This window comes from Achromobacter deleyi, assembly GCF_902859705.1.
GTDB lineage: Bacteria > Pseudomonadota > Gammaproteobacteria > Burkholderiales > Burkholderiaceae_B > Achromobacter > Achromobacter deleyi.
Window position 1 is genome coordinate 364,089 of record NZ_CADIJO010000001.1, and the last position, 13,561, is coordinate 377,649.

Below are 13,561 nucleotides of genomic sequence, written 5' to 3' on the forward strand. Positions count from 1 at the left end.
GATATTCTTATGAAGTCCCGGACGTTGCCCCGCGCGCTTTGCGGCACGCGGCGTCCGGTGGGTTTGCGTTTGCGCAGTCAGGTTGTCGATGCCGTTGCCGCCATGGCCGGCGGTTGCACGCTTGCGGTGATGCGGGCTCTGGCCCGCATTTTGCGTAAGGTGCCCGTAAGAGCGTGGCGATACGGTTGCGAGTGGGCAATAAAAGAAAACGGCATCAACAACAGAATCACAGATTGGAGACAAGATCATGTCGAATGCTATTGAGTCCGTACTGGTAGAAACCCGGGTCTTTCCGCCGCCCGAGCGCGCGGCCCAAGGCGCCGCGATTCCCAGCATGGACGCCTACAACGCGCTGTGTGCGCAGGTCGAAAAGGACTTCGACGGCTTCTGGGCCGGCCAGGCCCGTGACAACCTGCAATGGACCAAGCCGTTCACCGAAGTGCTGGACGAATCGAACGCGCCGTTCTACCGCTGGTTCGGCGACGGCGAACTGAACGTCTCGGCCAACTGCCTGGACGTGCACCTGACCAACGGCAATGCCGACAAGACCGCCATCATCTTCGAAACCGACGATGGCAAGGTCAACAAGGTCAGCTACCGCGAACTGCTGGCCCGCGTGTGCCGCTTCGCCAACGGCATTGCCGCGCTGGGCTACAAGAAGGGCGATCGCGCCATCATCTACATGCCAATGTCGATCGAAGCCGTGGTGGCCATGCAGGCCTGCGCGCGCCTGGGCGTGACGCACTCGGTGGTGTTCGGCGGCTTTTCGGCCAAGAGCCTGCAAGAGCGCATCGTCGACGTCGGCGCATCGCTGGTCATCACCGCCGACGAGCAGGTGCGCGGCGGCAAGACCATTCCGCTCAAGCCGGCGGTGGAAGAAGCCATCGCCATGGGCGGCTGCGACGCCGTGCGCAAGGTGGTCGTCTACCGCCGCACCGGCGGCAAGGTGCAATGGAACGACAGCCGCGACCTCTGGATGCACGACGTCGAAGCCGGCCAGCCCGACACCTGCGAACCGGTGCCGGTCAATGCCGAGCATCCGCTGTTCATCCTGTATACGTCCGGTTCCACCGGCAAGCCCAAGGGCGTGCAGCATTCGTCGGCAGGTTACCTGCTGTGGGCGCTGCTGACGGTCAAATGGACCTTCGATGCCCGCAAGGACGACGTCTATTGGTGCACGGCCGACGTGGGCTGGGTCACCGGCCACACCTACATCACCTACGGCCCGCTGGCTGCCGGCCTGACGCAGGTGGTGTTCGAAGGCGTGCCCACGTTCCCCAACGCCGGCCGTTTCTGGGACATGATCGCGCGCCACAAGGTCACCACGTTCTACACCGCGCCCACCGCGATCCGTTCGCTGATCAAGGCGGCCGAGGCGGCGCCCGACACCCATCCGTCCAAGTACGACCTCGACAGCCTGCGCATCATCGGCACGGTGGGCGAACCCATCAACCCCGAAGCCTGGATCTGGTATCACAAGAACATCGGCCGCGAACGCTGCCCGATCGTCGATACCTGGTGGCAGACTGAAACCGGCGGCCACATGATCACCCCGCTGCCGGGCGCTACGCCCACCAAGCCGGGTTCGTGCACGCTGCCGCTGCCGGGCATCGCCGCGGCCATCGTGGACGAGACCGGCGGCGACGTCGACCAGGGCAATGGCGGCTTTCTCGTCATCAAGCGTCCGTGGCCGGCCATGATCCGCAACATCTGGGGCGACCCCGAACGCTTCAAGAAGAGCTACTTCCCGCCCGAACTGCGCGGTTATTACCTGGCCGGCGACGGCGCGCAGCGTGATGCGGACGGCTACTTCTGGATCATGGGCCGCATCGACGACGTGCTGAACGTGTCGGGCCACCGCCTGGGCACCATGGAAGTCGAATCGGCGCTGGTGGCGCACGAGCTGGTGGCCGAAGCCGCCGTGGTCGGCCGTCCCGACGACACGACGGGCGAGGCCGTGGTGGCCTTCGTGGTGCTCAAGGGCACCCGCCCCGAAGGCGCCGATGCACAAGCCATCGCCAAGACGCTGCGCGACTGGGTGGCCAAGGAAATCGGCCCGATCGCCAAGCCCAAGGACATCCGCTTCGGCGACAACCTGCCCAAGACCCGCTCGGGCAAGATCATGCGCCGCCTGCTGCGCGTGGTCGCCAAGGGCGAGGAAGTGACCCAGGACGTGTCGACGCTGGAAAACCCGGCCATCCTGGAACAGCTGTCCAAGCCGCTGTAAATGGCGCGCGCCCGTCCGCATCGCGGACGGCGCGGCCCGATCCCCGCGCGGCGGGAGCATAATGCGAGATGCCCATACCGGTTTGCCGGTATGGGCATCGTCGTTTTTTCCCCAATAAATCATTTACCGGAGACGCCGCCGTGAGCCGCAGCAGTTTCGATCGCGCAGGGCTTGCCCTGATGTTCAGCACCATCCTCGTATGGGCAGGCAGCTGGATCGCGATGAAACTGATCGTGCCGTACATCGGCCCCTTCGACTTCGTGGCGCTGCGCTACGTGGTGGGCGCCCTGGTGCTGTTTGCGCTGGTGATCGCCACGCGCCGGCCGCTGGCCATGCCGCCCTGGAAGCTGACGCTCTTGATCGGCCTGACCCAGACCGCCGGGTTCCAGGGCTTCGTGCAGACCGCGCTGGTGTCGGGCGGCGTAGGCAAGGTCTCGCTGATGGCCTACACGATGCCGTTCTGGGTGGTGCTGTTTGCCTGGGGCTTGCTGGGCGAGCGGCCATCGGCGCGGCACGGCGCGGGCATTGGTCTTGCCGCGATCGGCCTGGTGCTGTTCATCGAACCGTGGCATGGCCTGGGCGACATGAAGCCGGTGCTGCTGGGGCTGGGCAGCGGGCTGTGCTGGGGCGTGGGCACGGTGCTGTCCAAGCGCATGTTCGACCGCCACGCGCCGGACGTGATGACGTTCACGGCATGGCAGATGCTGTTCGGCGGGCTGGTGGTGACGCCGGTGGCGTTGCTGGTGCCGCAGATTCCCGCGCAGTGGGGCTGGCAGCTGTGGACCGGCATGACCTATATCGTGCTGATCGCCACGGCGGCGGGCTGGCTGCTGTGGCTGCAGGTGGTGCGGCGCGTGCCGGCCTCGATTGCCGGCCTGTCCAGCCTGGGCGTACCCGTGGTGGCGATGCTGATGGCGTGGGCGGTACTGTCCGAACGCCCGTCGCTGGCCGAACTGGGCGGCATGGCCTTGATTCTTGCCGGCATTTTCGTGGTGAGCCGCGCGGCGCCGGCCGCGCGCACCCGTTGAACCGGCCCGTCTTCTACGAATTCCGTTTCCTGTCCGAGGATTCCTCATGATCGATTTGCGCAGCGATACCGTTACCCGGCCGACCCCGGCCATGTTGCAAGCCATGACCAGCGCGCCGCTGGGCGATGACGTGATGGGCGACGACCCCACCGTGAACCGCCTGCAGCAGGCCGTGGCCGAGCGCGCCGGCAAGGCGGCCGGCTTGTTCTTCCCGTCCGGCACCCAGAGCAACCTGGCCGGGCTGATGGCGCATTGCGAGCGTGGCGACGAATACCTGGTGGGCCAGCTGGCGCACACCTACAAGTACGAAGGCGGCGGCGCCGCCGTGCTGGCCAGCATCCAGCCCCAACCCATCGAACACGCCGAAGACGGCTCGCTGCCGCTGGAAAAACTGGCGGCGGCCTTGAAGCCGGAAGGCGATCCGCACTTTGCCCGCACCCGTCTGCTGGCGCTGGAGAACACCTTCCACGGCAAGCTGATTCCGGCCGATTACATCCGCGCGGCCACCGATTGGGCGCGCAGCCACGGCCTGGGCACGCACCTGGATGGCGCGCGCGTCTTCAACGCCGCGGTCGCCAGCGGCAAGCCGCTGGCTGATATGTGCGAGTCGTTCGACTCGGTCTCGATCTGCTTTTCGAAGGGACTGGGCGCGCCGGTCGGGTCCGTGCTGGTGGGCAGCGCCGAGTTGATCGCCCGCGCGCGCCGCTGGCGCAAGATGCTGGGCGGCGGCCTGCGCCAGTCCGGCGTGCTGGCCGCGGCCTGCCTGTACGCGCTGGAGCACAACGTCGACCGCCTGGCCGACGACCACGACAACGCGCGCCAACTGGCCGAGGGCCTGCGCGGCATCGCGGGGGTGCGGGTGCTGAGCCAGGACACCAACATGGTGTTTGCGCAATTCGAACCGGCGCGCTGCGAGGCGCTGACTGCGGCGCTGGCCGCCGACGGCATTCTGATGCGTGCCGTCTACGGCGGCCCGACGCGGCTGGTGACCCACCTGGACGTGTCCGCGGCGGACGTGCGCCGCGTGGTCGAGGCCGTGGCGCGCCACCTGGGCTGAGCCGCTGCAATCACGCCGCTGCGCGCAGCACGTCCGACAGCACTGAGAACAATTCGTCGATCTGCGCCCGTTCGATGATGAGCGGCGGCGACAGCAGCATGGTGTCGCCGGCCGATCGGATCAGGCAGCCGCGTTCCAGGCAGGCCTGGTGCACCGCGAAGCCGCGTTGCCCGGGCTTGCCGTCCTGCGGCGCCAGTTCGATGGCGGCCAACAGGCCGATGTTGCGGATGTCCACCACGTGGGGCAGGCCTTTCAGGCTGTGCGCGGCGTCTTCCCAATAGCGCCACAATTCGCGGCTGCGCTGGAACAGGCCTTCGCGCCGGCAGATGTCCAGCGTGGCCAGCCCTGCGGCGCAGGCTACCGGGTGGCCCGAATAGGTGTAGCCGTGCGCCAGCTCGATGGCGCTGTCCGGGCCTTGCATGAAGGCGTCGTAGACATGCTGGCGCACCAGCGTGGCGCCCATCGGGATCGCCCCGTTGGTCAGCCCCTTGGCGCTGGTGATGATGTCGGGCGTGACGCCGAAATGGGCGGATGCGAAGGCGCCGTCGATGCGGCCGAACGCACAGATCACTTCGTCGAAGATCAGCAGGATGCCGTGCGCATCGCAGATCTGCCGCAGCTTTTGCAGGTAGCCCTTGGGCGGCACCAGCAGGCCGGTGGAACCGGCCACCGGCTCGACGATCACCGCGGCGATGGTGGACGCGTCGTGCAGCGCCACGATGCGCTCGAGCGTGTCGGCCAGGTGCGCGCCCCAATCGGGCTGGCCGCGGGTGTAGGCCATGTGTTCGCGGTCGTACGTATGCGGCAGGTGGTCGACGTAGGGCAGCAGGTTGCCGAAGGGCTTGCGATGGCCGCCGATGCCTGACACCGACAGGCCGCCGAACCCCACGCCGTGATACCCGCGTTCGCGGCCGATCAGGCGGACGCGCTGGCCCTGGCCGCGGGCGCGGTGATAGCCCAGCGCGATCTTCAGCGCGGTATCGACGGCTTCGGAGCCGGAATTCGAAAAGAACACATTGGAAAAGCCGGCCGGGGCTTCCTGGCACAGGTTTTCGGCCAGCTCGAACGCCAGCGGATGACTCATCTGGAACGACGGCGCGTAATCCAGTTCATAGGCGGTGCGTGCGATGGCCTCGACGATTTCGGGGCGGCGGTGGCCGGCGTTCACGCACCACAGGCCCGCGATGCCGTCCAGCACCCGGCGTCCGTCCGGACGGATGTAGTGCATGCCTTCGGCGGCGCTGAACAGCACCGGATCGCGCTTGTACCGCCGGTTGGCGGTGAAGGGCATCCAATAGGCTTCGGCGTTCAGGGCGGTGGGGGAGTGGGGAGCGGGCGACGACATGGGGATCCTGTTTTCGGGAAGTTCAGGGTCCGGCTATTTTGTATTAATACAATGAAAAATACAATTCAGGGCCGACCCTGGCCCCCTTGTCAGGATGCCTGCAACGAAGCCTGCAGATGGCGCCGCATCAACCGCGCCGCTAGTTCCTGGTCGCCCGTTTGCAGGGCGTCGATGATCTGCAGATGCTCCTGCGTGGACCCGACGTAGCGGGCGTCGCGATGGAATGCGGCGTGCTCTTCCAGCCGGCGCAGCTGGTTCTGCTGCTGCACGGCCTGCAGGATGTACCGATTGCCCGAGAAGCGCGCCAGCATTTCATGGAACGACGCGTTCAGCGCGAAGAATTCGGTGGCGGAAATGTCGGCGTCCTGGCGCTGCGCCAGGGCTTCGTGGGCAGCGCGCATGCGGGCCAGCGCGTCGCGGTCCAGCTTGAAGGTCGGTTCCAGCAGGCCGGCGCATTCGATCGCCATGCGGAAGCGGTAGCTTTCATCCAGGGCTGCGCGGCCTTCCAGCGACGGCGCGAATTGCCAGCCGTGGCCTTTGCGCTTTTCGATCAGGCCATCTGCCGACAATTGCAGCAGGGCCTTCACCAGCACGCTGCGCGGCGCGGGATAGCGCTGCAAAAGGTCGCTCTCGGTGAACTGATCGGGCAGCGCGCGGGTGGCGCGATCGTCGATCAGCCGGCGGTACAGCTCTTGTTGGGTCGGGCCGGCGCCGGTGATGGCCGGCGGGGGCAGCGCGGCCGTGTCGGCCACGGTGTAGCCGCTGTTGGGCCGATGCGTGATCAGGCCTTGCGTGGCCAGCAGCTTGAGCGCACCCCGCACCGGAGTCCGCGACACCTCATAGCCGGCGGCCAGCGCTTCTTCGGACAGGTGGGTGCCGGGCGTGTAGCGCCGGGCCAGGATGTCCTGGGCGATCAGGCGGGCCAGATCGACTTGCAGCGGGGTGGGGCGGGCAGGGGCGGCGGTGGACATGGACGAACGCAGGGGCGGCGGTGGGGCAATGGTAACGGACGGGCGCAGAAAAAAAAGGGCGTACCCCCTTGCGTGGGTACGCCCTAAGAGACCCGGTGGCCCACCAGGCCTCTCCAGCGATATCCGCGCTTGCGCGCGGATATCCAGCGAACTTGCGTTAGAAGCGCCAGCTGACGTTCACGGTGCCCGTGTTCTGCTGGTTGCCGTTGCCGAACTGGCCGGAGTAGGCCAGGCCCAGCGTGGCGTTCTTGCTCATGGCCATGTCCACGCCCAGCGCCACCACGGCCGCGTCACGCGACAGCGGCGTGCCGGCCACAGTGAAGGGCTGGCTGCCGTCGAACGACATCGTGGTTTCCGGATTGACGTCGCCGTAGGCATGGCGCCAGCCCAGCGTGCCGCGCAGGCGGGCGGCGTTCTGGCCCATGTCGAACGTGGTCTGCGCATGCAGGCCCAGCGTGGTGGTGGCCACCTTGTTGCTGTTGCCGCGGCCGCTGAGTGCAGCGTCTCCGCCTGATTCCGAGAAGCCGCGGGTGCGCAGGTCGCTGAAATCGGCGCCGACGAACGGTTCGAGCGTGACGCGGTCGTTCAGGGGGATGGCGTAGCCCACCTCGGTGAAGACCTGGCCGGTGCTGGCGCTGTAGTCCGACTTCAGGGCTTGCAACTGGCCTGCCGCGTTGATGTTGCGCTTGCTGCTGACGTCGTGCCAGGTGTAGGCCACGCCGCCGCTGACGTTGAGCTTGCCTGCGCCGGCTTCGAAGGCCTTGCCGCCGTAGATGATGGCGCTGTAGCTGTCGACGTCGGTCTTGGCCGAGCGGTCGCTCACGGTGATGCGGCTGCTGGTGTAGCCCAGCGCGCCGCCCAGGCGCCAGCCGTTGCCGATGCCATGGTCGCCGCCGACGAACAGGCCGGCGTCGGTTTCGCGGGCCTTGGCCGCGTTGCCGTTGCCGTCCATGGTGCGCCAGTTGCCGAACACCTGGGCCCACATGGGTTGCGCCGCCGAGCGCGGCAGCGCGGACGCCTCGCCACGGCCGACCTGGGCCGTGGCCGGACCAGGCACCCAGCCGGCGTTCATGTTGGCATGCAGGTGGGCCAGCGGCAGGTTCACCACGTTGTTGGTCACGTTCTGCATCGCCGAAACGGTGCTGACGTGCGATTCGCCCGCCAGGTCGGCAAACACGCCGGCCGGTGCGCCTTCCGGCAGGTTCAGCACGCGGCTGTACAGGGCATTGGTGGTCGGCAGGCTTTGCAGGGCGCGGGCGGTCGAGCGTTGGTTGCCGGTCACGGCCAGGTCGGCGAACTCGATGGGGCGCGTGGCGCCGCCCGAATTGCCGGGCGTGGCGGGCGGCGTGGCGGTGTCGACCGGCGGCGTGACGGGATCGACAGGGGGCGTGCCCGGATCGACCGGCACGGTCTTCAGATCGACTTTCAGCACGACGTCGTTGCCGCTATAGGCAAGCTTGGGGTCCAGGAACGCCAGGTTGCTGGAGACGCCGGTGAACTTGCTGCCATTCAGGCCGCCGTCCGCCGTCAGGATGGTGTAGGCGGTGGAGGCGGCGTAAGTACCGCCGGACCCCACGTGCAGCACGGAACCGGCCAGGTTGGCCACGCCCAGCGCATGGACTTTGTCGCTTCTGCCGTCGGCGGTGGCGTCGACGCGGTAGGTCGAATTTGCGTCGAAGGTCAGGTCGCCGTTGATCTGCAGGGTGCCGACCGGGGCGCTGGCGGTGCCGGGCGACAGGGTCGCGCCGGCCAACAGCGTGGTGGGGCCGACTTCGCCCGAGCCGGCCAGCGTGCCGGCGACCGACAGCAGGCCCTTCACTTCGAAGCTGGCCATTGTCAGGGTGGCGTAGCTGGCCACGGTGACGTCGCGGCCGCGGATGATGGCCAGCGGGGTGTAGTTGGTGTTGATGTTGACAGTGCCGGCGCTGCCCTCGACGGCGCCCGTGATGCTGCCGCCGTTGATGTCCAGCGTTCCCGAGCCCAGCCGCACGATGCCGTTGATCGTGCCCGTGTTGGCGATACTGATGGGCGTGCTGGCGCCGGATACATCCACCGCGACGCCATCGATCTTGCTGTTGATGGTGCCGGTGTTGGTGATGCCGCGTCGAACTGTCGCGCCCGACACCACGATACCCGCGTCGATGGTGCCGCTGTTGCCGATGCGTCCGCTGATCGTGCTACCGCCGGTCACCTCGATGCCTACGCCCGTGCCGAAGCTGCCGGAGATGCGGCCAATGTTGATGAGGTCACCGGTGATCGAACTGGCATTTCGAATGCTGATGGCGGAATCGCCGGTCACCTGCCGGGTGTCTTCATTGCGGATCGAGCCTTCCACGGTCGACGCGTCGACCTTGATGCCCGAGCCGCCGGTGGCCGAGTTCCACACGGTGCCATTGTTGATGACGTTGCCCCGCAGGGTGGCGCCGTTGATGATGTTGATGGAGACGTCGGTGCCGGTATTCGTGAGGTTGCCGCTTTGCGTCGTGCCGTTGAGGTCAACCGCGAAAGCAGACGTCGTCGCCAGGGGCGAGAAGCTGACGGCCAGGACGAGCGCCAGGGGGGTGAGTTGGAAGCGGGGATGCATGAGAAGTGACCATGTAAATTTCGTGTCTGAAATATACCGATCATTGCATCGTCAAATCTGAGCAAATCTGAGCGCTTTGTAAGGCGGCTGATTAAACGAGAAAATAAAGGGTAAATGACTATTAAATGGACGACAAAGGCTGAAATTGATCTTTTCTGAAAATGCCAGCAAAGATACAAATAGATGCTTTCGCGCAACATATTGTCGACAGCCGACATCGGCGGGGTAGCCAAAGCGGTGACTCACCCCGCGGCGTGATACGGCAGGCTTAGCCGAAAGCACACCGGTTCGTCGCCGCCGGCGCCCGACAGCACCACCGTGCCGCCCAGCCGTTCGGCAATCGCCTTGACCAGATACAGCCCCAGTCCGGCGCCCGGATGGCGCAACGCGTTCTGGCCTCGATAGTATTTCTGGAACAGGCGTTCCTGGTCTTCGGCGAGGATGCGTTGGCCGGGGTTGGCGACCTCGATGTGCAGCCTGTCGTCCCGGGCGCGTACCGAGACGGTCACCCTGCCCCCTTCAGCACAGTGTCGGTCGGCATTCGCCAGCAAGTTGCGCAGGGCGATGTGCAGCATGCTGGCATCGCAATCCAGCACATGGTCGCCTTCGCCATACTCGTTCTGGATGCGGCCGGGGGCGAAGTCCCGTTCCAGGTCGGCCAGCATGGCTGGCACGTCGCAGCGGGCCAGGCGCAGGTCGGCGCGCGGTTCGCGCATGCGGTCGTGGGTCAGGTATTCATCCACCAGCGCCAGCAGGCGCACGGCGGCATCGCGGATGTTGCCGCAGCGCGCCAGGGTTTTCTCGGCCGGGGCGGCCAGGTTGCGGCCCAGTTGCTGGGCCGATGTGGTGATGATCGCCAGCGGCGTGCGGAATTCGTGCGACACCATGGCCACGAAGTCGCGCTGTTCCGCGAACACCTGCCGCTCTTTGTCCAGCGAGGTGCGCAGCTCGCCTTCCAGTTCGACGCGGCGCTCGATCTCGTTCTGCATTTCGACCGTGCGCAGGGCAACTTCCTTTTCCAGGCGCTGGCTGTGCTGGCGCGCCAGGTCGGCGGCCAGGTTGGCCTGCTGCCGTTCGCGCATGCGCCGTTGGCGCTCATGGCGGCCCACGATGTACAGGCTGAGCAGCAGCATGTGCAGCATCGTGCCCAGTGTCGAGACGTATTCGGTGAACGTATTCACCGGCAGCACGCCCAGGTTGCGCAGGAAGGCGATCAGCACACTGATGTAGAACACGCCGAAGGCCAGCGCGAAAAAGCGCGCCGGCTGCCAGCCGCGCTTGAGCAGGTAGGCGGTCAGGGTCGAGAAGCCGACGATCACCAGCAGCGCCAGCGTCTGGATGGGCTGCACGCCCCAGGCGTAATGGCCGGACACGACCAGCGCCGAGCAGACCAGCGCGAGGGCCCAGAAGATCCGATCCAGCCACCGCACCGCGCGCGGATACAGCGCGGCCAGGTTCAACTGGCGGAAGGCGACGCGCAGCGCCACCGGCAGGCTGATGGCGATGCCCACGCCCAGCAGGCGGTCGCTCCAACCCACCGGCAGGCCAGTCAATTGCTGCACCAGGCCCAGCGACAGCACTTCGTTGAAGACGCAGTTGCCGATGTAGGCCAGGAACAGGCCGCTCATCGAGGCGCGCGTCACGAGCCAGAAGGCGCCGTGCGCGCAGATCAGCAGCAGGTAGAAACCGAAGTACAGGCCGAACATCAGGCCTTCGCGGCGCGACTGGTTGTCGTAGGCCAGGCGCTGCCAGATTTCCAGCCGGGTCGCCAGCGCGTTCTTGCTTTGCAGCCGCACCAGGATCACGTAGTTGCCGGGGGCTGGCGGCTCGAACGAGATCACGGGGCTACGGTAGTCCACCGGCCAATCCTGGCGCGGCAGGTCTTCGCCGCTGCGCCCCAGCAACGTCCAATAGCCGTCCTGGCCCATATAGACCCGCACGTCATCGAGCAGCGCGTTGCTCAGGCGCAGCATCCATCCGCCCTGCGGGATGCGATCCACCTGCACCGGCAGGCGCAGCCACACCGCCGCGGGTGTGAAGCCGGCGCTCAGGCTGTCGGGCAGCGTCGTCCAGCCGCTGGCCTGGGCGACATCCGCGGCGCCGAGCTTGCCGCTGGCGTCGTCCAGCCGTTCGAGGTGACCGCCCGCATACAGCATGCGGACCTGGCCATCCAGGTGCAGCGTGTCGCCGCGAGCCGGGGCTGCGGCCGCCATGCCCGCCAACAACAATGCCAGCAGCCACAGCCACGCATGCGCCGTGGGATAATGATTCCGTCTCATCAAGTCATGATTCCCGTGCAGCCGGCAAGATTACATCAGGGCCGGGGGAATCCGCAGCCGCACTACATGCTTGAAGTCATTCTTCTCGAAGACGAACCCGTGCTGCGTCAAGAGCTTGGCGAGTTTCTCGAAGAGTTGGGCTACGCGCCGCTGTGCGTGTCCAGCCTGCAGGAATTCGACCAGGGCTTTGACGCCAGCCGCCACCACCTTGCCGTCATCGACATCGGCTTGCCGGATGGTTGCGGCCTGGACCTGATCCAGCGCCTGCGCCGCGATGGCCAGCAGGTGGGCATCGTGGTGTTCAGTGCACGCCAGACCAGCCCGGACAGGATCATGGGGCTGGGCATGGGCGCCGATCACTATTTGGGCAAGGGCTGCGATCTGGATGAACTGGCGGCCACGCTGGCGGCGCTGGTGCGCCGCCTGGGCCTGCCGCGCGCGCCGGCCAGGCAGGCGGCCGACCCGTGGGTGCTGGATGTGGGCCCGCGTCGGCTGCTCATTCCTGGCGCACCCGCGGTGCCGCTGTCCCAGCAAGACCTGACGGTGCTGCGCTGCCTGATGGATCAGCCCGGCGAAAACATCAGCCGCCGGCAGATCGTTGAAGCGCTGGGTGCCGACTACCTCGATTACGACCAGCGCCGCCTGGATACGCAGATGCGGCGGCTGCGCCGCCGCGTCGAAGCGGCCTGCGGGCAGGCGCTGCCGGTCAAGACCTTGCGCAACAGCGGCTATTGCTTCTACCAGGCGGCGCGCGTCCAGGCCTGATCACCGCGCCAACCACGCGGCAGCGCGTGCCGGCTTATTCCATCAGCCATGCCGCAAGCGGCTGTCGTCTGGCGCTTCGTCGCGTTCATGCATGCCGTAATCGCGCAGCACCTGCGCCACCCGCAAGCGGTAATGGGCGAACACGCCGCCGCGCCCGGCTTCCTGGGCCTGGCGATGCGATTCCAGTGAACGCCAGCGCTTGACCGCTTCTTCATCGCGCCAGAACGACAGCGACAGCAGCTTGCCCGGCGTGGTCAGGCTCTGGAAGCGTTCGACCGAAATGAAGCCGTCGATGGCTTTGAGCTCATCGATCAGGCGGGCGGCAATACGCAGGTAGGGATCGGGGTTGCCCTCGGCGGGCTCGACTTCGAATATCACGGCGATCATGGGGCGCACTCGGCAAGAGGAATGCCCCAGTATCCCCGCGTTCGCGCGGCAACGATTCGCCAGAGGCCGAACTATGCCTGCGCGGCGTCGGCCAGCAATGCGGCGTAGCCGGCGCGCGAATCCGGCCATTGCAAGGTCAGGCCGCTGGCCCGCAGGCGGGCATTGCTGAGTTTCTTGCTGCCGATGTTGGCAGGCGCGGGCGCCTCGGCTGGCGCGGGGGCGCCGATCAGGCAGGCCAGGTCCGCGTACAGCACGTGCAGCGGCAGCGGCGTGTCGTCGCAGCCGATGTAGACCGATTGCGCGTCGGGCAGCAGCGCCAGATGGGCAATGGCGGCCGCGGCGTCGTCGATGTGGATGCGGTTGGCCCAATGCGGCGGCTGGGTCGGCGCGCCGGCAGCGCCTGTGCGCAGGCGTTCGATCAGTTGCAGGCGGCCGGGGCCATACAGGCCGGCAAAGCGGATCGTGGTGTGGGGCAGCGGCTGTGCGGCAAGCAGCGCTTCGGCTTCGAGCAGGATGCGGCCATTGAAGCCTTGCGGCGCGGGCGGCGTGTCTTCGGTGACCCAGTCCCCGTGGTGCTCACCATACACTGCGCTGGACGACACGAACACCACGCGTTCGACCCGGGACGTATCCAGCGCGTCCAGCACGCGATTCAGGCCATCGACGAACACGCCGCGGTAGGCGGCGGGATCGCGTGCCCCGGCGGTGGCAACGTGGATGACGCGGGTGATGCCGGCCGGCAGGGCGGGCAAACCGTCCTCCCGCGTGATGTCGCCTTGCAGCCAGTGAATGCCGCTGGCGTCGTCCGCGGGCGGATGGCGGCGCAGCGCGTAGACCTGGTCGCCGCGCGCCAGCAACAGGCGGGCCGCGCGTTGGCCGAGGTCGCCGCAGCCGATGAAGAGCACGCGTTCAGCCATG

10 protein-coding genes are annotated in these 13,561 nt (G+C 67.0%); 4 read left to right on the forward strand and 6 right to left on the reverse strand.

Going from position 1 to position 13,561, the window contains the following annotated elements; genetic code table 11:
- The first annotated feature begins 247 nt into the window (after window positions 1-247).
- From acs to ltaE, 3 genes are all read left to right on the forward strand, one after another.
- Window positions 248-2,227 carry an acetate--CoA ligase gene (gene acs / locus HV798_RS01590; RefSeq protein ID WP_175191050.1) on the forward strand — a complete coding sequence of 660 codons (1,980 nt, stop codon included), beginning with the start codon at window positions 248-250 and terminating at the stop codon, window positions 2,225-2,227.
- Window positions 2,228-2,367: 140 nt separating this feature from the next.
- Entirely contained in the window at window positions 2,368-3,255 is an 888-nt protein-coding gene (locus tag HV798_RS01595) for a DMT family transporter (protein ID WP_175191051.1), read from the forward strand.
- A gap of 46 nt (window positions 3,256-3,301) precedes the next feature.
- Window positions 3,302-4,312, forward strand: coding sequence for a low-specificity L-threonine aldolase (gene ltaE, locus HV798_RS01600; protein WP_175191052.1), 1,011 nt, complete (start codon window positions 3,302-3,304; stop codon window positions 4,310-4,312).
- 10 nt (window positions 4,313-4,322) lie between these two features.
- Here ltaE and aptA read toward each other — a convergent pair whose 3' ends face one another.
- From aptA to HV798_RS01620, 4 genes are all read right to left on the reverse strand, one after another.
- The gene (gene aptA / locus HV798_RS01605) at window positions 4,323-5,657 is read right to left on the reverse strand and encodes an omega-aminotransferase AptA (RefSeq protein WP_025137165.1); all 1,335 of its coding nucleotides are present in this window, start codon (window positions 5,655-5,657) and stop codon (window positions 4,323-4,325) included.
- 89 nt (window positions 5,658-5,746) lie between these two features.
- Complete coding sequence (locus HV798_RS01610) at window positions 5,747-6,628, reverse strand: GntR family transcriptional regulator (RefSeq protein WP_175191053.1); 882 nt, start codon at window positions 6,626-6,628, stop codon at window positions 5,747-5,749.
- Between the two features lie 157 nt (window positions 6,629-6,785).
- On the reverse strand, window positions 6,786-9,212 hold the full coding sequence (locus tag HV798_RS01615) for an autotransporter family protein (protein WP_175191054.1): 2,427 nt from the start codon (window positions 9,210-9,212) through the stop codon (window positions 6,786-6,788).
- Between the two features lie 242 nt (window positions 9,213-9,454).
- Window positions 9,455-11,491 carry a sensor histidine kinase gene (locus HV798_RS01620; protein WP_175191055.1) on the reverse strand — a complete coding sequence of 679 codons (2,037 nt, stop codon included), beginning with the start codon at window positions 11,489-11,491 and terminating at the stop codon, window positions 9,455-9,457.
- A 66-nt stretch (window positions 11,492-11,557) separates the two neighbouring features.
- Here HV798_RS01620 and HV798_RS01625 point away from each other — a divergent pair, with 66 nt between their 5' ends.
- Window positions 11,558-12,256 (forward strand): response regulator transcription factor, encoded by a 699-nt coding sequence (locus HV798_RS01625; RefSeq protein WP_175191056.1) that lies wholly within the window; start codon window positions 11,558-11,560, stop codon window positions 12,254-12,256.
- A 42-nt stretch (window positions 12,257-12,298) separates the two neighbouring features.
- On the opposite strand, the gene HV798_RS01630 is transcribed toward HV798_RS01625, so the two are convergent.
- Entirely contained in the window at window positions 12,299-12,643 is a 345-nt protein-coding gene (locus HV798_RS01630) for an antibiotic biosynthesis monooxygenase family protein (RefSeq protein WP_175191057.1), read from the reverse strand.
- A gap of 71 nt (window positions 12,644-12,714) precedes the next feature.
- Window positions 12,715-13,560, reverse strand: coding sequence for an NAD-dependent epimerase/dehydratase family protein (locus HV798_RS01635; protein ID WP_175191058.1), 846 nt, complete (start codon window positions 13,558-13,560; stop codon window positions 12,715-12,717).
- Window position 13,561: the final 1 nt, after the last annotated feature.

Excerpts from the sequence above, each read along its gene's own strand:
- acs (WP_175191050.1), top strand. The coding sequence starts at position 248 with ATGTCGAATGCTATTGAGTCCGTACTGGTAGAAACCCGGGTCTTTCCG.
- ltaE (WP_175191052.1), top strand. The coding sequence starts at position 3,302 with ATGATCGATTTGCGCAGCGATACCGTTACCCGGCCGACCCCGGCCATG.
- aptA (WP_025137165.1), bottom strand. The coding sequence starts at position 5,657 with ATGTCGTCGCCCGCTCCCCACTCCCCCACCGCCCTGAACGCCGAAGCC.
- HV798_RS01610 (WP_175191053.1), bottom strand. The coding sequence starts at position 6,628 with ATGTCCACCGCCGCCCCTGCCCGCCCCACCCCGCTGCAAGTCGATCTG.
- HV798_RS01615 (WP_175191054.1), bottom strand. The coding sequence starts at position 9,212 with ATGCATCCCCGCTTCCAACTCACCCCCCTGGCGCTCGTCCTGGCCGTC.
- HV798_RS01620 (WP_175191055.1), bottom strand. The coding sequence starts at position 11,491 with ATGAGACGGAATCATTATCCCACGGCGCATGCGTGGCTGTGGCTGCTG.
- HV798_RS01625 (WP_175191056.1), top strand. The coding sequence starts at position 11,558 with ATGCTTGAAGTCATTCTTCTCGAAGACGAACCCGTGCTGCGTCAAGAG.
- HV798_RS01630 (WP_175191057.1), bottom strand. The coding sequence starts at position 12,643 with ATGATCGCCGTGATATTCGAAGTCGAGCCCGCCGAGGGCAACCCCGAT.
- HV798_RS01635 (WP_175191058.1), bottom strand. The coding sequence starts at position 13,560 with ATGGCTGAACGCGTGCTCTTCATCGGCTGCGGCGACCTCGGCCAACGC.